The following is a 19,448-nucleotide window of genomic DNA, read 5'->3' on the forward strand; positions in this document are numbered from 1 at the left end:
TTTCCATCATTGACCACCTAACTTTTACCGTAACTCTCATTATACCAGAAGACGCCTAACGTCGGGACCGCTTGGCACTAAACAAAAAAGACATCGCCAACGTCAATCGTCAGGATGTCTTTGATGCTTATTATCAAATTAGCCTTCGTGATCCAATTGTTCTGCGTCACGTTCCAATAACTTGGAAGCAGGATCGATGATGACGTCGCCTTCAGCGATTTCTTCAAGCGCTTGGCCCACAGACTTTGGGGACTTGTAGTCGGCAAGCATTTTGATACTGCCGCCTTCTAATTCGTGCGCACGCTTGGCAGCGAGCACAGCTAATGAGTAACGGGAAGGCACGTTGGCCAGTAACTTATCAATCGATGGATGTGTAATCATAAGTAGTCTCCTTTGATGTTGTCTAGTAATTAAGCCATATCAACTTGTTTTAACATACCTTTGTAACGATCAATGACGCGTGGCACCCGTAAGTGTTCGCTTTCGATGATGCGTTCAATACGTTGCACTGCCAGCGGTACTTCGTCATTGACGACGGCATAGTCATAATTTTCCATCATGACAATTTCTTCTGCCGCTGTCTTGATCCGCTTATCGATTGTCGCCGCGTCATCGGTACCGCGATTGGTCAAGCGTTGCTTCAGCTCGCCCAAATCAGGAGGTGTCAGAAAGATGAAGACCCCATCCGGACACTTTTCACGCACTTGCATTGCGCCTTTAACTTCGATTTCGAGGAGCACATCGCGACCTGAATCGAGCGTTTCATTAACATACTTTAATGGTGTGCCGTAATAGTTGTCGACATACTTGGCATACTCAAGCATACCACCTGTTGCGATTTCGTTCTCAAATTCAGCCTTGGTTCGAAAATAATAATCGACCCCGTCCACTTCTCCTGGCCGCATCTTTCTGGTCGTCATTGATACTGAGTAGTGAAAGTCCCGATAATCACCGGCTAACATGGCTTGGCGAACTGTCCCCTTACCAACGCCACTGGGACCAGACAGGACGATTAGCATTCCGCGTTCGTGCATGTACTTACCTCTTTCGTTTTAGTGTTAACAACTATTGTGCACTTTTTACGCCGTAATTTCAATAGAGCTGTGATTTATTTTGATGCAAACCGCGATGTGGCGGTCTTCGTTGATGAGAAGTCCGTGATATCAAAAAATTTTGCCTTGTAGACTTGCAAATTAGAACATCTGTTCGTATAATGAACATACAAACAAACGTTCGGAGGTTGTCTCATGGAAAACAAAGTGTCACGCTTCAGCAGTATCAGTCGGTCGATCCAACAAAGCTACCAAGAATTCTTTGACTTGAACGAACCCATCGTGGCGATGCCAGCATCCCAACGCGATCTGTTCCTCGATCAAGCAATGACAAAGCACTACCGCGTGGCACTGTTCCTTGACGGCCAAGATCAGCCCGTTATGGGTTATCTCAATCATCATCTCTCAGGTCAACGCCTGTTACTCAACCACTATCGCACCAATGTGGCGAGCATTATCACACCAACCCAAGTGCTCAGTGTGAAGCGCGTGTAATCAAAAAAAGCTGTGACATCACCCTCGTGGGTCGTGTCACAGCTTTTTTGATTTCTGACCAATAAAGATGAATTGCGTTCCAAAAGGTTGAGAATTCCGGTTAACAGAGAAGTGTGCGAACTCGCGCCCAGCAACTGAGCACCCGCATAGCTTCGTTTTATTGGCGTTTTATGCCAATAACGAACCAAGCTGGGCGCAAGTTGATGCGAGTTCAAACACGTTAATGGATTGATTCAAATCCCTGTTAATCCTCACTCTCAAAACACCTTTTGTCTTATTTTGTTTCACGTAGCTTGTCTTTTTCAGTCGCCGCCATCGCCAATAACTCTTTGGCATGTTGAATGGCCAGTGGCGTGATCTCGGTCCCGGCTAACATGCGCGCCAATTCATCGATGCGTGCCGGTTCATCGAGCTTAGTGACCTCGGTTTGCGTCCGGCCATCGCTGACCTTCTTTTCAATCACATATTCGTGATCACTCATTGCGGCCACTTGTGGCAGGTGCGTAATACAGAGGACTTGCGAGTATTCCGCAATCACACTGATTTTGTTGGCAATTGCCTGCGCCACACGACCGGACACCCCGGTATCCACTTCATCAAAAATGATACTGGTGACACCGTCAGATTCCGCAAAAATCGTTTTGAGTGCGAGCATCAACCGGGATAATTCCCCACCTGACGCAATACGCGCCAGTGGTTTTGCCGCCTCACCGGGATTGGTTTGAATGTAGAATTCCACCTGGTCGATGCCATCACTGCGCAAGGCCGTGCTGGTGCCAAAATGCACTTCAAAACCGTTTTTCCATATACAGGGCAGACAATTGCTTATGAATCGCCTTTTGAAGCTTCAGGGCAGCTTTGTGGCGCGCCTCTGACAGCGTATGGCCCAATTGCTTAGCCGCAGCCTGCGTCTTAGCGACCTGATCATCCAATTGATCGGCGCCCTGCTCGGTAGCCTGCATGCTGGCCAATTCGGTATGCGCCTTTTGCCCGTACGCGATAATATCAGCCACAGAATCCCCATATTTACGCTTCAATTGTGTGATCAGATCCAAGCGTTTCTCAACCGCATCTAATCGGCCTTCGTCCCATTCGAGTTGGTCCAGCTGGCGTGATAACTCGCTTTGCACATCCTGCAGGCCGTAATAGACATTCTGCAAGTTCTCGGTGATGGTCTCAAACTCGGGATCGATTTGACTGATCGGTTGCATGCTCTCCATCGCTGAACCCACCGAGTCGATGGGGCTGAATGTCTCATTGCCTAACAAGTCATAGCTGTGCTGCAATGCATCACTGATGCGCTGATAATTGGCAAGTCGGTCACGCTCCTGTTCCAGCTGCGTTTCCTCGTCCGGTTGCAGGGCCGCCGTATCGATTTCGTTGACCTGAAACTCCAGCATATCTAATCGTTGCGCCCATTCTTGTTCGTTGGCTTGCTTCTTCTGCTGAGCTTGGCGCAGCTTACTGTACGCTTCGAATTGTTCTTGATACGCGAGGCGGAGTTTGCGCACGGCTGCACCGCCAAATTGATCCAACAAGCCTAAGTGACTCTCGGGCCGCATCAACTGTTGATGCTCATTTTGACCGTGAATATCAACTAACGTCTCGCCAATCTCGCGCAGCGTTGTCGTGTTGACCAAGCGGCCATTGACGCGACAGACATTCCGTCCGCTAGGATAGAGATCACGCTGTAACAAGACCGTCTCATCCTCAGTTTCAAGGCCAAACAGCGCCAATTTCTCATGAGTCTTGGAGTTGGTGCGTGCATCAAATAAGCCTTCAAGCGTTGCCTTGGCCGCGCCGGTCCGAATGAAATCACTCGAGCCACGACCACCCGCAAGCAGGCCGACCGCATCGATAATGATCGATTTCCCCGCGCCGGTTTCCCCGGTCAGCGTGGTCATCCCACCTTCAAAACTCAAACTCAGGCGCTCAATAATCGCAAAGTCATGAATGACTAACTCTTGAAGCACGTTATTCCCCCACGATCTCTAAAATTTCATGTAGTAATGCCTCAGCCGCCGCTTGTGTGCGACAGATAATTAAAATATTGGCATCACTTGGAATCATCGCAAAAATGCGTTCATCGTTCAGCTGCTCAAATAAGTGCGCAATGGCTGGACCAGTACCGGGTTCCAACTTGACTTGCACGTAGCTGTCGAGTTGTTCACCAGAAAAATAAGCGCCCTGCAGGGTTCGCTTCAATTTCTCCAATGGTGGCAGCTGGGTCTCTTGAGGCAAGCTATAGCGATAGTGACCATCAGAGGTCGGCAACTTCACCAGCTGCATCTCTTTGATGTCACGCGAAATCGTCGCTTGCGTCACTGGAATATGCCAGGCCTCAAGCGCCGTGACAAAATCACTTTGTCGCTCGATCACTTGTTCACTGATCAACCGACGAATCTGGCGTTGTCGTTCACTTTTTCGCATCTACTCATCACCCTCAACTTTTCTCCAGCATACGCTATCATTGAGAAAAATTCCAGCTTTTTGAATAAATATACACTTAATGCTTGACGTTCAGTTCCGTATAGGCAGCGTTTAACGTGTTATCAATGCTTACATCAGGTGCCATTTCGCCGACATCACCCGCATTTTGCAAATGAATTAAAAACTCAATGTTCCCTTCGCCACCCTTGATGGGACTGAAATCCAGTCCCAACACATTGTAGCCGTGTTCGAGGCTGAAATTCACGATCATCTCGAGCACTTGACGGTGAACGGCAGGATCGCGCACGATGCCTTTTTGCCGACGTTTTCGGGGCCGGCCTCAAATTGTGGTTTGATCAATGCTACCGCATGGCCACCCGCTTCAAGGATCGCCTTCAATGGTGGCAGAATCAGCTTCAATGAGATAAAGGAGACATCGGTCATCGCAAACTGGACGGGGCCCAATGTAAAGTCTTCGGGCTTTGAGTAACGGAAATTCACCCGTTCCATCACGATGACGCGAGGATCTTCGCGTAATTTCCAGGCCAGTTGATTATAGCCGACATCTAAGGCATAACTCTGCTTAGCTCCTTTTTGGAGGGCAACATCGGTAAAACCACCTGTTGAGGCACCGATATCGAGGACCGTTAAACCAGTCAGATCGATATCAAATGCCTCTAATGCTTTCGCCAGTTTCAACCCACCTCGGCTCACGTAAGGCATGGTCTTACCCTTAACATGCAAAATCGAGGCATCATCAATTTTGACCCCTGGCTTATCAAGTCGTTCATTATTTTGATCGTACACTTCGCCGGCCATCACCGCGCGTTTTGCTTGTTCACGCGATAAAAATAAGCCTTGTTCGACGAGTAGGACGTCAACACGTTCTTTTTTCAATAGCTTTCCTCACTTCAAATAATCCAAATTAAGTTCAATTCAGGTACAGGCCGGCTCACCTCGTGGAGTACTTGATCCGCTGCTGTCACTTGCAGGGCGAGTGCTTCCTTCGCTCCGTCAAGCCCGAGCAGACGCACGAATGTGTTCTTCGCCTCTGCCTGATCTTTGTTGGCTGTCTTGCCCAATTCAGCCGTGGTGGCGGTGGCATCCAAGATATCATCTTTGATCTGGAACCCCAGCCCAAAAGCACCGGCAAAAACGCGCCAATGCTCGCTTATCTCGTTCACTGGCATCAACCGCGGCAAGCCCCATCTTCATTGCGGCCTGCAAGAGCGCACCTGTTTTCTCCTGGTGCAATTGGGTGAGTGCTGGCAGCGACAATTGTTGGTGTTCGCCCAACATGTCACGTACCTGCCCCGCCACCATGCCATGGCTGCCGGCGCCGACACTGAGCGCAGCTGTCATCTGTGCACGCACCGTATCGGGATAGTCACTGGTCGCAACCAAGGCGAACGCATCCGTTAAGAGTGCGTCACCGGCCAAAATCGCCATTGCCTCGCCAAATTGCTTGTGGCTCGTCGGTTTCCCGCGTCGCAAATCATCATTGTCCATAGCGGGTAGATCGTCATGAATCAATGAATAGGTGTGGACAAACTCGATAGCACTCGCTACGGGTAAGCCCGCTTCAAGCGAGTGATTGAAACTTGCAAGTACCGCCAAGAACAACCGTGGACGCAGACGCTTGCCACCCGCCAGTAGCGAATAACGCATCGCTTCTTGCAGGTTGGGCTGCTCAATTTGATCCAGGACTTGATTCATGTACGGAACAAATTCGGCGGTCATAAAGTCGACAACGCTACTTGGCATCCGCTTTAGGGTCAAAGTCTACCGCTTGGCCATCCTCTGTCATCATCTGGGTTACCGTTGTTTCTGCTTGTTTCAAGGTTTGTTCGAGTTGCTTGCTCAATGTGATACCGGTCTTGAACTGGGCGAGCGCCTCTTCAAGCGGCACATTGCCCTGCTCAAGATTGGTCACGATGCTTTCAAGCTGTGCCAGGTTTTCTTCAAATGTTGGTTTTGCCATGGTGTACCTCCAATATGTTGACTGCAACCGTCCCATCGGTCACGTGAATTGTGGCCTGCTGATCCGGTTTGAAGTCATCGGTCTGCTTTAACATGTTCCCAGAATCATCCGTGACGTAGGTATACCCCCGTGCCAGAATCTTCAGGGGACTGAGATAATCCAGCGCCTCCACGGTTGCCTGAAACTGTTGGCGATTCGTGTTCAAGGTGCCGACCATCTGTTGATTGAGTTGTTGGGTTAAATAGGTTAGGTTTTGGCGCGCGAGTTGAATCCGCTGCTGCAGCGATTGCAGGTTCAATTGATTGCTGACCTGAGTCAACTGCCGCTGAGTGGTATTCAATTGGGCCGTTATCACCGCTTGTAGTCGCAGTTGTAGCTGATCCACCCGTTGTAAGTATTGGTCATACAGGCGTGATGGTTGCGTCAGAACCATTGAATTGCTGACCCGCTTGAGGCGCTCTTCTTGTTGCTTCAGGCGATTCTGCATCGCCGTTTGAATCCGCAATTGATCCTGATTGATTCGGTTCAATGCATCCGCCAAGGTGATCGGTGTGACCAGTTCTGCGGCTGCCGTTGGCGTGGCTGCCCGGCGATCTGCAACAAAGTCAGCGATAGTCGTGTCGGTTTCGTGGCCCACCGAACTGACAACGGGCATCGGCATGCTGGCTAAAGCACGCGCCACAATTTCTTCATTGAACGGCCAGAGGTCTTCAATTGAGCCACCGCCACGGCCGATAATCAGCGCGTCGTAATCGCCCGCTTCACGCACGCGATTGAGCTGACTGACAATCGTTGCCGCCGCGGTATCCCCCTGCACTTGAGCGGGATAGAGCACAATCTGTGCCAATGGATAGCGGCGTGCCACCGTGGTCATAATATCTTGAATCACGGCCCCACTGGGACTAGTCACCACGGCAATTTTGCGCGGAAACATCGGCAGTGCGCGTTTGGGTTGATTGAACAGGCCTTCTTTTTCCAACTTGGCCTTCAACTGTTCGAATGCCTGATAGAGTGCACCGACCCCATCCGGCGCCATCTCTTCGAGCACGATCTGGTAGTTACCAGAGGCTTCATAGAGGGTGACGCGGCCGACCGCCATCACCTTCATCCCCTCTTCGGGTTTGAACTTCAACGCATTAAAGGCATTCTTAAACATGACCACACTAATCTTGGCATGATCATCCTTCAGTGAGAAGTATTGATGCCCTGGACGTTGGCGGAAGTTCGAGATTTCACCCGTCAGATAAACTTTGGAGAGATAAGGGTCCAGATCGAATTTGCGTTTGAGATACTGCGTGAGTGCACTAACGGTGAGATAGGTTTCAGCCATTGGCCCGCGCCTCGGCTAACGCCACTGTCTGAATCATCAGACTCGCGATTGTCATTGGGCCCACCCCGCCAGGAACCGGCGTGATGGCACTTGCAATCGGTGCGACGGCATCAAAATCGACGTCGCCGACCAATTTATTATTCTCATCGCGATCCATACCGACATCAATCACCACAGCACCCGGTTTAACCGCGGCAGCCGTAATCATCTTGGCCTGACCAGTCGCCACCACTAAGATGTCGGCCGTCTTGGTCAATTCAAAAAGATCTTTGGTGCGGCTGTGAGCGATGGTCACCGTGGCATGCTGATTCAACAACAGGGCTGCCATTGGCCGACCCACAATGTTTGAGCGACCCACAATCACTGCCCGCTTGCCTTCGGGATCGATATCATATGCCTTCAATAGCTGCATGATGCCAAATGGCGTCGAGGCCACAATGCCGGGTTGGTTCGTCCAGAGCCGACCGACATTGACCGGATGAAAACCATCCACGTCCTTGTCGGGATTGATGGCATTGATAATCGCGGTTTCATCGATATGTGCCGGTAGTGGCAGCTGTACCAAGATGCCATCAATTGTTGGCGTTTGGTTCAAGCGATTGATTTCATCAATTAAGGCCGTCTGCGAAATCGTATCCGGAAGCCGAATCACTTCCGAATAGATACCCAGATCAGCGGCGCGACGTTCCTTGTTGCGCACATAAATGGCACTTGCGGAATCATCACCGACAAGAATCACTGCCAGCCCTGGTGTTGTGCCGCGTTCTTTCAACGCACGCACCCGATCCTGCAATTCCGTCATTAAGTTAGCTGCCGTTAATTTTCCATCAATTGTTACCGTCATTGTGTGGGCCCCCTTGAGTCAATCTACTGATGTAGTGTGTTTATCTGTCGTCAGTTTTGGTCTAAAAAAGCCAAAAAGGAGGAAACAAAATGTTTAGTTTTGCTTCCTCCCCGATAGTGTCACTTGTCGTCTGTGACAAAATGGGCCAAAATCCCATTCACAAACTTACCTGCTTGGTCATCACTGTATTTCTTAGCGAGATCAATCGCTTCATTGATTGCTACGCGGTCTGGTAGGTCTGCTTCATTTTGAATTTCAAACAGGCCCAAACGAAGAACAATCAAATCGGGCTTGTTCAGCCGACTCAATTGCCAGTTTTTCTTCAAGTGTTCGCTGATCGCAGCATCGAGTGCCTCTTGATGACTGGTCACACCTTCGACCAACATCTCGAGATATTCGGATGGCGTTTGATCTTCGCCCAGCACGGTGGCATAGATATCCGCCTTATCCGCATCCGGATTACCGGCCAAGGCAAATAACACCTTAAACGCAACTTCGCGCGTTTCGTGTCTTCCTAGCATCTATTCGTCATCCTCAGTTTCATCGTCGTCTTTAAATAAATCTTCTGGTGCAATCCGGTCTGCCTTTTCAGGAATCACGCCCACGACATGCACATTGACTTCACTCAAGGTTAAGTCAGTCATGTATAAGAGCTGTTCCTGCAAACTGTTTTGCATGGCTAATGCCACCTTAGGCACAGAAACCCCGTAATTCAAATAGACATAGACATCAGCGATTAACTTGTCGTCTTCAACGGTCAGGTTCACGCCCTTACCGCGATTTTCACGACCGAACCACTGATTAATTGAATTTGTTAGGGTGCCGCGCATTTGGTAGACGCCCTCAACTTGAACCGCGGCAATGCCTAAAATGACCTCCAAAACCTCAGGCACAATTTCAATGGTCCCTTGGGCATCCGTTCTGTTTGCCAAAATAATATTTGTTTCTTCAGCCATAAAGACAACCTCCAGTTAGTTAAGCATTAAGCACGAGAAATATATGAACCGTCAGTGGTGTTGATGGACAACACGTCACCGGCATTGATGAAGAATGGCACTTGAACAACAAGCCCAGTTTCCATTGTTGCAGGCTTGGAACCACCTGAAGAGGTATTCCCACGAATGCCAGGTTCTGTTTCAGTCACTTCAAGGTCAACTGTCTTTGGTACTTCGACCCCGAGTGTTTCGGCACCATGCATCATGATGGAAACAATCATGTTTTCCTTCATATACTTTAATTCTTCACGAATGGATTCACCTGGTAAGGTTAATTGTTCGTAAGTATCAGTATCCATGAAGACATATGAATCGCCATCAGCATAGAGATATTGCATAGACTTGGTATCAATTTGGGCCCTTTCAACTTTTTCAGTTGAGCGGAAGGTCTTTTCTTGAACGGCACCAGTCCGTAAGTTCTTCAGGGTTGAACGCACAAAGGCGCTACCCTTACCTGGCTTCACATGTTGGAATTCAACAATCCGCCAAAGGTCGCCGTCGACCTCGATGGTTAAACCATTTTTAAAATCGTTCACTGAAATCATGAAGCATCCTCCAATATCGTTTCTAAACTACAACTAACTATATCAAGCGTCAAAAACACTTGCAAGGAAATATCGAACTTATCGACTAAATTACCAGCAATTCACTAGGTGCTGCTGGGGTTAATTGGCGATTACCATCCGTCGTGACCAAGAAGTCGTCTTCGATACGAACGCCACCCAAATCAGGCAAATAAATGCCCGGTTCGATGGTCTCCACATTGCCGACAACTTGCGGTGCATTCACATATGGCCGCCATGCCCCAGGCGCTTCATGAATCGACAAGCCGATACCGTGGCCTGTACCGTGATTGTAATACTGACCAAAACCAGCAGCGACAATCACGTCGCGCACCGCGGTATCAAGGTCTCGCCCACTCACACCAGGCGCCAAGCTTGCCGCACCAGCGCGGTTGGCCTGATAAGCCACGCGATAAACTTCCTGCAGTTGTGCATCGGGCTGACCCACCGCAAAGGTCCGAGTGACATCGGCGGCATAGCCCTGATAACTGGCACCAAAGTCAAGCGTAATGACATCGCCCGCTTCGATCACCCGTTCAGTGGCCGCCCCATGGGGCATTGCGCCACGAGCACCAGAAGCCACAATGGTTTCAAAGGCCAATCCGGTTGCACCTTGTTCTTGTAAGAAATAAGCCAGATGATTGGCAATATGGCGCTCGGTCATTCCTGGATACACCAGGTTCAGCACCTCATCATATCCCCGCATGGTGATATCAATGGCGCGCTGAATCAATTGCACTTCCGTATCCGACTTCACGGCACGCATGTCAGTGATCAACTGTTCATTGGGCACTAACGCTGCCTGCGTATGGTCAGCCAACGCCTGATACTGTTGATAGCGCATATCCGCAGCATCAAAGCCCACGCGTTTGAGCTTTTGATCATCGAGCACCTGACCCACTTTCGGAAACAAACCGTCCGTGTGCAGAACCACGCGCAATGCAGGTGCTTCCTGCGCCACCTGCGTCGTAAAGCGGCCATCGGTTATCAGCATCGCTTGACTGGCTGACACAATCAGGACACTTTCATCACCGGTAAAGCCGGTGAGATAGGTCAGATTGACTGGATCAGTCACGATTAAGGCATCCAGCTGAGCGTCAGCTAATTTTGAAGCTAATTGTGCGACACGCATTGCCATCATCCTTTCTTACCTCTCACATAACTACAAAAAAGACGCCCCAGTCGGAGCGCCTTTTCCGCGATTTATTCAGCCTTAGCAGCTGGATAAACAGAAACTTGCTTCTTATCGCGACCTAAGCGTTCAAACTTAACAACGCCATCACTAGTTGCGAATAAAGTATCGTCGCCACCGCGGCCAACGTTAACACCTGGGTGAATCTTTGTACCGCGTTGACGGTAAAGAATGTTCCCAGCCTTAACGAATTGACCATCGGCACGCTTGCTCCCCAAACGACGGCCGGCAGAGTTCCGCCCGTTAGAAGTGGAACCGCCCCCCTTATGGTGAGAGAAGAATTGTAAGTTCATCATTAACATATCCGTACACCTCCGTAAACAATTAGTGTTGATTCGCCGTAGAGACCGTTAGATAAGCGCCATATTGTTCTTCAATACTTTGGAGTGATAACAACAAATTCTCCAGCAAAATCTGGGTAATGTGTTGTTGTTCCCCAGTCAATGAGCCGCGATTAACAGCAAGGGCTAAATGCCCGCCGTTGACCTCATCCGCTTCGACATCAGGCGTAAACCCGGCCAACGCTTCAATCCCATTAACAGCACCGATAGAGACAGCAGAGACAGCAGAACAGACGATATCTTGACCATATTCACCCGCATCGGCATGACCGGAGAGCGTGAAATGATTGATGGCACCTGTGGTATCTCTGGTAATGACAGCTTTAATCATAACTAACCTCGATTAGGCATTAATTGCGTCAATAACAACCTTTGTATATGGTTGACGGTGACCCTTCTTTTGATGGCTGTGCTTCTTAGGCTTGTACTTGTAGGTAACAACCTTCTTTTCGCGCCCTTGCTTTTCAACCGTCCCAGTAACCGTAGCACCAGCGACTGTAGGTGTGCCGATCTTGGCATCACCTTCGCCACCAACTAAGATCACTTGATCAAAAGTAACTTTTTGGCCTGCTTCTACTTCGAGCTTTTCAACGTAAAGTGCTTCGCCTACTTCAGCCTTGTATTGCTTACCGCCAGTTTTAATAATTGCGTACATCTTGTGCACCTCCTGTTGCCCTAAGGCGAAATCCCCTGAGTACTCGCCGACTTAGGTGCTATGCTTCAAAACCTAAGATCGAGCGGTTGCAGTCGTGGGGTGACAAATACAACGTGATGATTGTATCAAAAATGAACCCGTGTGGCAAGCTACCTGGCAATAAAAAGTCATTTAGCCGTTCGAGTCCCGGCGTGTGCACTTCTCCCAATGCCTTCAGCATCTTAGCCATGTATGGGGCGGAGTAAATCATGCCGCTATCCAACCACTGTCGAATAAACCCATATGCGAGGTCACCATATACTGAATCACCATTTCAATGGGTGGTTCACTGGTGACCGCCACAAGATCATTTTCAGCAGCAAACAACTTCAATAGTCGTTCAACTTCATGATCGATACGCGTACTGAATTGACCATCCAACGCCTGATCAATCAATAAGTAATCTTGGTGGCTCTCCGCCAAGAAAGCAAACGTGCGCTCGAGATTCATGACCGGAAACGCATTGATTTCTGTGGTATATGTATAGGCGATCACGTGCTTAAAAAAAGCTTCCTGCAGTTCATTGCCCACTTGATCGACAAATTCGTTTTTATCCGCGTAATGCAGATAGAAGGTGCTGCGGGTAATCCCAGCCTCACGTGTCAAGTCAGCCACACTGATCTGACTCATGTGCTGGGTTTGCAGCAGCGTCATTAGGGCCTGCCGCAGTTGTGTTTGCGTTTTTTGGATGCGAAAATCCCGATTTGCTTGGCTATGCCGCATCTGATCACTCCTCAACATAATTTTCACTGTCCAATCAAGTAGGTTTCAGCTATACTTTTGCTTGGAGGTGGCTATCATTTTTCTGATCGATATCATCATTTTCTTAACCACGGCAATTCTATTGGTTGTTTTAACAACCCAAATTAACGAACCACTCAATCTCGGCGTTGATGCACTTATCATCTTGATTCTGCTGGCCATCAGCAGTCAGTTCAACCAACTATTCAGCTGGTTCACAGCCATTTATTTCATTTGGATGGTGGCCGTTGTCGCCTTCTTGTACTGGTACCGGCAACATCTCAGACTATAAGTGTGTAATTCAAAGGCGCTGCGACAAAACATTATGTTTTGTTCGCAGCGTCTTTTTTGTGGTGCATGCTGATAACTTAGTGCTGATTAGCCGCGCTTGTTGGCATCCACTTCATAGCGAACGACATCGCGGAATTGATACACTTGACCATCATAAGCGGTGACACTGCCCTGCTTATTGCGTAATTGCAAGAGTAAAGCATCGTGATTCATTTCCTTACCTGCTGAGATATCAACGGGAACTTCAACCGTCGTGCCATCAGTGAAGGTAATGTAAAAGTATTCAAGCTTAGTCTGTTGCTTCTTGATCATTTGTTTCAATGTTTTCTTCTTCATATCAACTCATCACTCACTTTAACTCTAATTTATGAAACCTATTCCATGAATTAGTGTAGCGAGAAAGTGCCGCCTAGTCAAAAAATTTATCAATACATGACTCAAACCGTGATATCTGTCAGCGCGCATTCGCGCATACCGCACCCGCAACCAACAAAAACGGTGACCAACCATCACTGGTTTAGTCACCGCTAAAGCTGTTGCCCCTGCCAAGGACTTTCAGTATACCACAAGCTGTTTCTTAATGATGCCGCCAGCGGTATGATGAGCACAACACCTCGCAACTAAGAAAGGAAGACCATCATGACATACGATGAGTTCATTGCATATCTGCGGCAAAATAGTCGCATTATTGACGATTTCATCAGCAAGGCAACCACCTACATGAATACACAAAATGAGCAACAAGAACCTGAGCAACGACGCGCAGCCATGGATATCGAGTTTGCGGTTGACGGCATGCGGCGCCAATTCACAAGTGATCTTTATACTAACCTTCACGGCAAGATTGCGCGTGACCACGTCAATGACGAAGCGGCCTGGATTGCTTACCTTGAAGAGAATGACATCTTAGACAGTGTGAGCGAATCGGTGGCTGAGATGGAATTTGAATAACGATTTCGCATAATCCGGTCTATAAATTTTCTCACAATTTTGCTTATGCAAATAAAAAAGACAGCAAGTGAATTGCCGTCTTTTTTGTGCACATTTCGTGCACACCGCCGTTGAAACTCTTTGGTATCAAAGGGTTTCAGTCGATATTCTATGCTGCAGATGGGATTCGAACCCATGACCGATGGTTTAGAAGACCATTGCTCTATCCAACTGAGCTACTGCAACAAATGTAGCAAACTTCATAAGTATAGGAAAATCAGCGCTGACTGTCAACGTTTTCGGTGAAACATACCGACCCAGCGATCTCACTGAAATGGCTTGCATGTCATCTGAGAAGTCGTTACACTGAATTTAATCAAATTCTAAGAAACGAGGATCACGATGAAACTCAATCAATTTGCGCGATTAACGCCCGACCTTGAAACCCAGCGCCAAGAACTAGCTGCCATTGGCTTACTGGGCCAATCAAAAACTGATTTTACCCGGTGCCTACAAATCGTTTATCCAAAGCTATTCCCAGAAGCCTACTCACCCGCTGCGCAACAACAAGCGCTCGCTACCGTAGCGGTCAATGAGGAGCAGGATCTCAAACAGTGGTTACAAACCAACCCCACGCGTATGACGCAAGTTGAATTCTACACCGTCGCCCTGCAACTGCTGGGCTTTGAGGCCGATACCACCGTTGACTTGGCGGAACCCATCGCTTTTATGGAGCAGGTGAAGTTACCGCATCTCGATCACGACATCGAAACCACTAACGATTTCGTAGAAGCCATCTATCTCCTGCTCAACACGCGGACACCCAAGCTGGTCAACTATCTCGATGACTTAGCCAATCGTGGCTTTTTCAAACACTTCCACAAGAAACCCAATTTTCTCATCTTTAACGGGAAAGTCCAACAGACATTCAACCCCGATGAGGTCTTGCGCGAAGTTGTTTGGATCGAATCCGATTTGGACACCGACCACGATGGCAAGCGTGACTTATTAGAAGCCACCATCTTCCGCCCAGCTGTGACCGGTGTCGGCCTCAAGGTGCCGGCCCTGTTCACGGCGAATCCTTATTTTCACGGGACCAATGATCAGCCGGACCTGACGCATGATGCCCAGAGCGGATTAACCGTCAAAACCACATCACATACGCGTGAAGAAGTGACCTACACGCCAGATGCACCGCTCGATTTACCACATCAAGAAGTCATGGGCAGTTCTCAACGTGCTGAGGTCTATGGTGACGAGAATGGCATCTATAGCCTCAATGATTATTTCATGGCCCGTGGTTTTGCCGTGGTTTACTCTGGTGGTGTCGGCACACGCGGTTCTGATGGCTTCCGTAGTACTGGGGGCGTTGATGAAACGGCCTCAGCTGTTGCCGTGATTGAATGGCTCACCGGTCAGCGCAAAGCGTTCACCAACCGGACAGATGGCATCACCATCGATGCGTGGTGGTGTAACGGGAGTGTCGCCATGACCGGCAAGTCCTATCTCGGCACCTTAGCAATCGCTGCTGCTACCAGTGGCGTGAAAGGCCTCAAGACAATCATTTCAGAAGCCGCAATTTCCAGTTGGTATGATTACTACCGCGAAAATGGTCTTGTGGTAGCCCCTGGTGGGTTCCAAGGCGAAGATGCGGATGTCTTGGCTGAAGAGACCTTCTCTCGTCAAAAGCAAGGTGGGGACTATCTCAAGGTCAAGGCTGCCTGGCAAAAGCATCTGGCAGCCATCACCGCCAATCAAGATCGCGAAACGGGCGATTACTCCGCCTGGTGGGATGAACGCAACTATCGCAACAACCTGAGTCACATCACCGCTGATATTGTCAGTGTGCATGGGCTCAATGACTGGAACGTCAAGCCCAAGAACGTCATCAAGTTCTGGGAAGGTATTCAGGACTTACCTGTTGCCAAGAAATTGTTCCTGCATCAAGGTCAGCACGTTTATTTGAACAATATCTTATCATTAGACTTTACCGACATGATGAATCTATGGCTGACACACGAGTTGTTGGGTGTAGATAACCATGCCGAGACCCTCTTGCCGGATGTCACGATTCAAGACAATGTGACACCAGAAACCTGGCACACGGTCACTAACTTCGGTGAAAATAATCCGGCTGTCACGACTCAGCAGATTCCGCTGACACAATTGAATCCCAGTGCTGATCATTTCACCGATCATGCTAAGGCCATCTATGTCGCCAATCACGATGATCCCGATCGCTTCGAGGCAGCCATTATTCAACCCGACAGCGACTATGCTGAGAGTCGACTGCTATTGACACAGCCAACGGCAACCACTGATTTGACGCTTGAAGGCACCCCTAGCATCGATTTGCATCTCAGTATCGATCAGCCGACGGGTATTCTCAGTGTTCGCTTAGTTGATTTGGGCCCCGCCAATCGGTTTAATCCAACCCCAACTGTTCTTGAACGCAATGGCTATCAACTCGCCTATGACTTCAAAACCGACAATCGGTTAGAATTCACGCCATCTAAAACGATAACGGCGGCGAAGTTGATCAGTTTTGGCCACATCAACTTACAAAATCAACAGAGCAGCTATCAAAGCAGTGTCATTGAACCCGGTGTCGCGTTTGATATTCACCTCGAGCTGCAACCGACCCACTACACAATTCCAGCGGGGCGCCAATTAGGGCTGATCATTCACGGGGCGGACATGGCACAAACCATCCAACCCGACCAACCTGTCACCTACACCATCGATTGGGCCAAGAGCCAGTTGAACCTGCCTCACTACTAACATTTTCAAGCATTCGCACCACGATAAGCTTTGTCTCCACACAAAAAGGATCTGAGCGCGGCCATACCGGCTGGCTCAGATCCTTTTTTAGCGAGATACATTGGTGGGTCGAACAGGACACTCGACCGCTTTGCTTGCGGTATTCGCTTAGTATAATTCTAAGTATTGTTCCCGTTCCCAATCGGACACTTCTTGACGATAAGCGGCCCATTCGAGATCTTTGGAATCCTTGAAACTCTGATACAAGTGATTCCCCAAAGCACCACGGACAACATCATCATTGCTCAATGCCTTCAAAGCATTGTGTAAGGTGGATGGTAAGTCTTGAATGTGGTTTGCTTTACGTTCGTCATCTTGCATCCGATAAATATTGCGGTCCACCGCATCTTCAGGGGCAACTTGGTTCTCAATCCCGTTCAAGCCGGCTTCGAGAATGGCAGCAATTGCCAGATATGGATTGGCGGCTGGGTCAACGCTCCGTAATTCCAGGCGTGTGGAGAGACCGCGTGATTGTGGCACCCGAATCAGTGGTGACCGATTCTTACCGGACCACGCGACATAAACAGGTGCTTCAAAGCCTGGAACCAATCGCTTGTATGAGTTGACGGTTGGATTGTTAATCGCAGTCAAGCCACGCGCGTGTTCCAGCAAGCCACCCAAGAAGTGCATCGCTGTTTCACTCAGTTGTTCGTCACCGTTCTCGTCGTAGAAGACATTCCCGGCTTCGTTGAATAAACTCATATTGATATGCATCCCACTCCCGTTGATACCGTGAAGTGGTTTTGGCATGAAGGTTGCGTATAATCCGTGCTTGCGGGCAACGGTCTTAACAACTAATTTAAAGGTTTGAATTTGGTCGGCGGCCTTTAAGGCATCCGCATACTTGAAATCAATTTCGTGCTGACCTGGGGCAACTTCGTGGTGAGATGCTTCCACTTCAAAGCCCATCTTTTCTAATTCGAGCACGATATCGCGCCGGCAATTTTTCACCCAAGTCAAGTGGGGCAAAGTCAAAATAGGATCCCTTATCGTTCAAGGTCAAGGTTGGGTGACCTGCATCATCTAACTTGAACAGGAAGAATTCTGGTTCAGGGCCGATGTTAAAGGCGCTGTAACCGGCCTTTTTCATCTTATCCAGGACACGAATCAGGTTATTCCGAGGATCGCCAGCAAATGGTGAGCCATCTGGCCGGTGAATCGAGCAGATCAACCGGGCAACCTTACCGTGATCGTTTTCCCATGGGAAGAGTAACCATGTGTTCAAATCAGGGAATAACAGCATGTCACTTTCTTCAATTCGGACAAAACCATCGATGGAAGAACCGTCAAAGGCAATCTTGTTGTTGAGCACTTTTTCCAATTGGCTGATGGGTACTTCGACATTCTTGATAATCCCGTTCACATCAGTAAACATTAACCGCAAGAATTGAACATTCTCGTCCTTAACAATCTGTCGAATCTCGTCTGCCGTAATTTCTCGTTTTGCCATGCACCATTGCTCCTTTAAAATTAGTTGTTAGGATTAAAAGCCCTGCTTCACGCGCGGCGGTTGATTAAACCGACTCTGATTCATGAGTTCTGCTCGCAGCATTTGCCGGACCTCTGCATCACTATTTTGCTGTTGTTGCTTATCACGGAACCGTTTGACCTCGGCCAGGGTTAAACCACTGTCCAATTGTTCCTTGATACTGAGCAAATCCTCAACATCACGTAATGCATAGAGGCGGTGATTCCCCCGGGGTTCGTTCCGGTTGAATCAAGCCTTGCGCTTCATAATAACGAATCTGGCGCGCACTCAACTCGGTCAGTTGAATAACTGTACCAATCGGCAACACTGCCCGCTTGCGCAAATCACGAATCTCTGTCATAACAGGTCCTCCATCTAACGTGACTTATCATACCAATTGAAAAAAGAGCTGTCAATTCATCGTGTCAGATTATCTGACATTGAAGTTTGTTTTTCTACAAAAAAGCCACAACCCAGGCGCACCTAGGTCATGGCATGTTGCGGAAGCTATTCGACTGCGTGTTCTGGCATGTCCTTATTGGTATAACGTGCAATGGCTGGCATCACGAAGCCTAACCCAAAGAGCACAATCACAGACACGATGTTCATAATCAGTTGATGCGTGAAGCCTGGTGTCCCAAACGCAACTTCTTGCGGCATGAAGCCCATGGTTGCGCAGACAAAGGTGAATAACAGACACCAACCACCGACAAACATCGCACCGGCTTTGTTCTTGATGAAGACGTAAGGCGAATTGAATTTGTCTTGTTGCATCCGCAGACTCAAGAAGGCAAAGAAGACCCAACACGTCTTATAGGGTGAAACAATCCCGTTTAAGTTCAGTAGCCAATTGAACACACTATTAATGTTTGGCAGCGTACTACTCAGCAGCAGTAAGAACAGGCACAATCCAGCCGTGAAGATGTAACTGTGAATCGGACGCCCATTCTTATTCTGTTGCAGTAACCATTTTGGCATGAAGCGAACGGCGGTATCGGCGGAAAGCACCCGACTTGAGGCATCGATTAAGACCGCTAACTGCGCCAACATGAAGATCAATTGCGTTGCCGCAAACAGATACATCAGAATCTTCCCCATCCCCATCTGTTCACCCAGCATCATGAAGGCATAGTATGCCCCATTCATCTTGAGGTCGTCAGGTAAATGGTTGGCATCGAAGAACACACCCAATGCCAGTGACCCGAAAATAACCAAGAAACCGGTCATCAGCGCCAACATCCACATCGCCTTAGGGAATTCACGCTTAGGATCACGCATCAT

Annotated in this window: 21 protein-coding genes, 1 tRNA gene, 5 pseudogenes and 1 other annotated feature; of the genes and pseudogenes, 4 read left to right on the forward strand and 23 right to left on the reverse strand. The window is 48.8% G+C overall.

Annotated features, from left to right (window positions below; translation table 11 throughout):
• Nucleotides 1–138: 138 nt before the first annotated feature.
• Nucleotides 139–381 carry a DNA-directed RNA polymerase subunit omega gene (gene rpoZ / locus JCM17471_RS06150; RefSeq protein ID WP_054777218.1) on the reverse strand — a complete coding sequence of 81 codons (243 nt, stop codon included), beginning with the start codon at nucleotides 379–381 and terminating at the stop codon, nucleotides 139–141.
• Nucleotides 382–410: 29 nt separating this feature from the next.
• On the reverse strand, nucleotides 411–1,034 hold the full coding sequence (gene gmk, locus JCM17471_RS06155; RefSeq protein ID WP_054777219.1) for a guanylate kinase: 624 nt from the start codon (nucleotides 1,032–1,034) through the stop codon (nucleotides 411–413).
• Nucleotides 1,035–1,247: 213 nt separating this feature from the next.
• Here gmk and JCM17471_RS06160 point away from each other — a divergent pair, with 213 nt between their 5' ends.
• A complete protein-coding gene (locus JCM17471_RS06160) occupies nucleotides 1,248–1,547 on the forward strand; it encodes a hypothetical protein (protein ID WP_054777220.1) in 300 nt (99 codons plus the stop codon).
• Between the two features lie 274 nt (nucleotides 1,548–1,821).
• Here JCM17471_RS06160 and recN read toward each other — a convergent pair.
• From recN to JCM17471_RS06240, 16 genes and pseudogenes are all read right to left on the reverse strand, one after another.
• Nucleotides 1,822–3,520, reverse strand: a pseudogene (recN, locus tag JCM17471_RS06165) (DNA repair protein RecN).
• Nucleotide 3,521: 1 nt separating this feature from the next.
• Entirely contained in the window at nucleotides 3,522–3,977 is a 456-nt protein-coding gene (locus JCM17471_RS06170; RefSeq protein WP_054777221.1) for an arginine repressor, read from the reverse strand.
• A 76-nt stretch (nucleotides 3,978–4,053) separates the two neighbouring features.
• Nucleotides 4,054–4,874: pseudogene (locus JCM17471_RS06175) on the reverse strand (TlyA family RNA methyltransferase).
• Between the two features lie 14 nt (nucleotides 4,875–4,888).
• Nucleotides 4,889–5,741, reverse strand: a pseudogene (locus JCM17471_RS06180) (polyprenyl synthetase family protein).
• A complete protein-coding gene (locus JCM17471_RS06185; protein WP_054777222.1) occupies nucleotides 5,731–5,958 on the reverse strand; it encodes an exodeoxyribonuclease VII small subunit in 228 nt (75 codons plus the stop codon). The pseudogene JCM17471_RS06180 and the gene JCM17471_RS06185 overlap by 11 nt, the downstream one beginning before the upstream one ends.
• Nucleotides 5,939–7,288 carry an exodeoxyribonuclease VII large subunit gene (gene xseA, locus JCM17471_RS06190; RefSeq protein ID WP_054777223.1) on the reverse strand — a complete coding sequence of 450 codons (1,350 nt, stop codon included), beginning with the start codon at nucleotides 7,286–7,288 and terminating at the stop codon, nucleotides 5,939–5,941. Before xseA ends, JCM17471_RS06185 begins: the two co-directional genes overlap by 20 nt.
• Nucleotides 7,281–8,090, reverse strand: coding sequence for a bifunctional methylenetetrahydrofolate dehydrogenase/methenyltetrahydrofolate cyclohydrolase FolD (gene folD, locus JCM17471_RS06195; protein ID WP_404820120.1), 810 nt, complete (start codon nucleotides 8,088–8,090; stop codon nucleotides 7,281–7,283). The genes xseA and folD overlap by 8 nt, the downstream gene beginning before the upstream one ends.
• Before the next feature lie 161 nt (nucleotides 8,091–8,251).
• Entirely contained in the window at nucleotides 8,252–8,653 is a 402-nt protein-coding gene (nusB, locus tag JCM17471_RS06200) for a transcription antitermination factor NusB (protein WP_054777225.1), read from the reverse strand.
• Entirely contained in the window at nucleotides 8,654–9,088 is a 435-nt protein-coding gene (locus JCM17471_RS06205; protein ID WP_054777226.1) for an Asp23/Gls24 family envelope stress response protein, read from the reverse strand. It abuts the gene before it with no gap.
• 26 nt (nucleotides 9,089–9,114) lie between these two features.
• Entirely contained in the window at nucleotides 9,115–9,672 is a 558-nt protein-coding gene (gene efp, locus JCM17471_RS06210) for an elongation factor P (protein WP_054777227.1), read from the reverse strand.
• An 85-nt stretch (nucleotides 9,673–9,757) separates the two neighbouring features.
• Nucleotides 9,758–10,822 (reverse strand): M24 family metallopeptidase, encoded by a 1,065-nt coding sequence (locus tag JCM17471_RS06215; protein ID WP_082395239.1) that lies wholly within the window; start codon nucleotides 10,820–10,822, stop codon nucleotides 9,758–9,760.
• 71 nt (nucleotides 10,823–10,893) lie between these two features.
• On the reverse strand, nucleotides 10,894–11,184 hold the full coding sequence (gene rpmA / locus JCM17471_RS06220) for a 50S ribosomal protein L27 (RefSeq protein WP_054777228.1): 291 nt from the start codon (nucleotides 11,182–11,184) through the stop codon (nucleotides 10,894–10,896).
• Between the two features lie 22 nt (nucleotides 11,185–11,206).
• Nucleotides 11,207–11,554 carry a ribosomal-processing cysteine protease Prp gene (locus tag JCM17471_RS06225; RefSeq protein ID WP_054777229.1) on the reverse strand — a complete coding sequence of 116 codons (348 nt, stop codon included), beginning with the start codon at nucleotides 11,552–11,554 and terminating at the stop codon, nucleotides 11,207–11,209.
• A 12-nt stretch (nucleotides 11,555–11,566) separates the two neighbouring features.
• Nucleotides 11,567–11,878, reverse strand: a complete 312-nt coding sequence (gene rplU / locus JCM17471_RS06230; protein ID WP_054777230.1) for a 50S ribosomal protein L21 — start codon at nucleotides 11,876–11,878, stop codon at nucleotides 11,567–11,569.
• Nucleotides 11,879–11,906: 28 nt separating this feature from the next.
• Nucleotides 11,907–11,976: a sequence feature (ribosomal protein L21 leader region), on the reverse strand.
• Nucleotides 11,937–12,128 carry a hypothetical protein gene (locus JCM17471_RS06235; RefSeq protein WP_054777231.1) on the reverse strand — a complete coding sequence of 64 codons (192 nt, stop codon included), beginning with the start codon at nucleotides 12,126–12,128 and terminating at the stop codon, nucleotides 11,937–11,939. Its footprint overlaps the feature before it by 40 nt.
• Entirely contained in the window at nucleotides 12,125–12,571 is a 447-nt protein-coding gene (locus JCM17471_RS06240) for a TetR/AcrR family transcriptional regulator (protein WP_162208368.1), read from the reverse strand. The genes JCM17471_RS06235 and JCM17471_RS06240 overlap by 4 nt, the downstream gene beginning before the upstream one ends.
• Nucleotides 12,572–12,707: 136 nt before the next feature.
• Here JCM17471_RS06240 and JCM17471_RS06245 point away from each other — a divergent pair, with 136 nt between their 5' ends.
• Complete coding sequence (locus JCM17471_RS06245; RefSeq protein WP_056991897.1) at nucleotides 12,708–12,950, forward strand: hypothetical protein; 243 nt, start codon at nucleotides 12,708–12,710, stop codon at nucleotides 12,948–12,950.
• 86 nt (nucleotides 12,951–13,036) lie between these two features.
• Here the strand turns inward: JCM17471_RS06245 and JCM17471_RS06250 are convergent, their stop codons facing one another.
• Nucleotides 13,037–13,285 (reverse strand): hypothetical protein, encoded by a 249-nt coding sequence (locus JCM17471_RS06250; protein WP_054777234.1) that lies wholly within the window; start codon nucleotides 13,283–13,285, stop codon nucleotides 13,037–13,039.
• A 303-nt stretch (nucleotides 13,286–13,588) separates the two neighbouring features.
• On the opposite strand from JCM17471_RS06250, the gene JCM17471_RS06255 reads away from it, so the two are divergent.
• The gene (locus tag JCM17471_RS06255) at nucleotides 13,589–13,900 is read left to right on the forward strand and encodes a hypothetical protein (RefSeq protein ID WP_054777235.1); all 312 of its coding nucleotides are present in this window, start codon (nucleotides 13,589–13,591) and stop codon (nucleotides 13,898–13,900) included.
• Nucleotides 13,901–14,051: 151 nt separating this feature from the next.
• Here JCM17471_RS06255 and JCM17471_RS06260 read toward each other — a convergent pair.
• A tRNA-Arg gene (locus JCM17471_RS06260) sits at nucleotides 14,052–14,125 on the reverse strand.
• 156 nt (nucleotides 14,126–14,281) lie between these two features.
• On the opposite strand from JCM17471_RS06260, the gene JCM17471_RS06265 reads away from it, so the two are divergent.
• Nucleotides 14,282–16,660: a Xaa-Pro dipeptidyl-peptidase gene (locus JCM17471_RS06265; protein WP_054777236.1), complete on the forward strand. Its 2,379-nt coding sequence runs from the start codon at nucleotides 14,282–14,284 to the stop codon at nucleotides 16,658–16,660.
• A gap of 147 nt (nucleotides 16,661–16,807) precedes the next feature.
• Here JCM17471_RS06265 and glnA read toward each other — a convergent pair.
• The 3 genes and pseudogenes from glnA to JCM17471_RS06280 form a co-directional block, all read right to left on the reverse strand.
• Nucleotides 16,808–18,149: pseudogene (gene glnA, locus JCM17471_RS06270) on the reverse strand (type I glutamate--ammonia ligase).
• A gap of 33 nt (nucleotides 18,150–18,182) precedes the next feature.
• Nucleotides 18,183–18,528 (reverse strand): annotated as a pseudogene (locus JCM17471_RS06275) (MerR family transcriptional regulator).
• A 146-nt stretch (nucleotides 18,529–18,674) separates the two neighbouring features.
• Nucleotides 18,675–19,448, reverse strand: a 774-nt coding sequence (locus tag JCM17471_RS06280) for an amino acid permease (protein ID WP_156321625.1), incomplete at its 5' end; no start/stop codon positions are given.

This window comes from Lacticaseibacillus saniviri JCM 17471 = DSM 24301, assembly GCF_001311785.1.
GTDB lineage: Bacteria > Bacillota > Bacilli > Lactobacillales > Lactobacillaceae > Lacticaseibacillus > Lacticaseibacillus saniviri.

Bases quoted from the DNA above. Each gene is read 5' to 3' on its own strand.
- rpoZ (WP_054777218.1), bottom strand. From the start codon at position 381: ATGATTACACATCCATCGATTGATAAGTTACTGGCCAACGTGCCTTCC.
- gmk (WP_054777219.1), bottom strand. From the start codon at position 1,034: ATGCACGAACGCGGAATGCTAATCGTCCTGTCTGGTCCCAGTGGCGTT.
- JCM17471_RS06160 (WP_054777220.1), top strand. From the start codon at position 1,248: ATGGAAAACAAAGTGTCACGCTTCAGCAGTATCAGTCGGTCGATCCAA.
- JCM17471_RS06170 (WP_054777221.1), bottom strand. From the start codon at position 3,977: ATGCGAAAAAGTGAACGACAACGCCAGATTCGTCGGTTGATCAGTGAA.
- JCM17471_RS06185 (WP_054777222.1), bottom strand. From the start codon at position 5,958: ATGGCAAAACCAACATTTGAAGAAAACCTGGCACAGCTTGAAAGCATC.
- xseA (WP_054777223.1), bottom strand. From the start codon at position 7,288: ATGGCTGAAACCTATCTCACCGTTAGTGCACTCACGCAGTATCTCAAA.
- folD (WP_404820120.1), bottom strand. From the start codon at position 8,090: ATGACGGAATTGCAGGATCGGGTGCGTGCGTTGAAAGAACGCGGCACA.
- nusB (WP_054777225.1), bottom strand. From the start codon at position 8,653: ATGCTAGGAAGACACGAAACGCGCGAAGTTGCGTTTAAGGTGTTATTT.
- JCM17471_RS06205 (WP_054777226.1), bottom strand. From the start codon at position 9,088: ATGGCTGAAGAAACAAATATTATTTTGGCAAACAGAACGGATGCCCAA.
- efp (WP_054777227.1), bottom strand. From the start codon at position 9,672: ATGATTTCAGTGAACGATTTTAAAAATGGTTTAACCATCGAGGTCGAC.
- JCM17471_RS06215 (WP_082395239.1), bottom strand. From the start codon at position 10,822: ATGCGTGTCGCACAATTAGCTTCAAAATTAGCTGACGCTCAGCTGGAT.
- rpmA (WP_054777228.1), bottom strand. From the start codon at position 11,184: ATGTTAATGATGAACTTACAATTCTTCTCTCACCATAAGGGGGGCGGT.
- JCM17471_RS06225 (WP_054777229.1), bottom strand. From the start codon at position 11,554: ATGATTAAAGCTGTCATTACCAGAGATACCACAGGTGCCATCAATCAT.
- rplU (WP_054777230.1), bottom strand. From the start codon at position 11,878: ATGTACGCAATTATTAAAACTGGCGGTAAGCAATACAAGGCTGAAGTA.
- JCM17471_RS06235 (WP_054777231.1), bottom strand. From the start codon at position 12,128: ATGATTTACTCCGCCCCATACATGGCTAAGATGCTGAAGGCATTGGGA.
- JCM17471_RS06240 (WP_162208368.1), bottom strand. From the start codon at position 12,571: ATGACGCTGCTGCAAACCCAGCACATGAGTCAGATCAGTGTGGCTGAC.
- JCM17471_RS06250 (WP_054777234.1), bottom strand. From the start codon at position 13,285: ATGAAGAAGAAAACATTGAAACAAATGATCAAGAAGCAACAGACTAAG.
- JCM17471_RS06255 (WP_054777235.1), top strand. From the start codon at position 13,589: ATGACATACGATGAGTTCATTGCATATCTGCGGCAAAATAGTCGCATT.
- JCM17471_RS06265 (WP_054777236.1), top strand. From the start codon at position 14,282: ATGAAACTCAATCAATTTGCGCGATTAACGCCCGACCTTGAAACCCAG.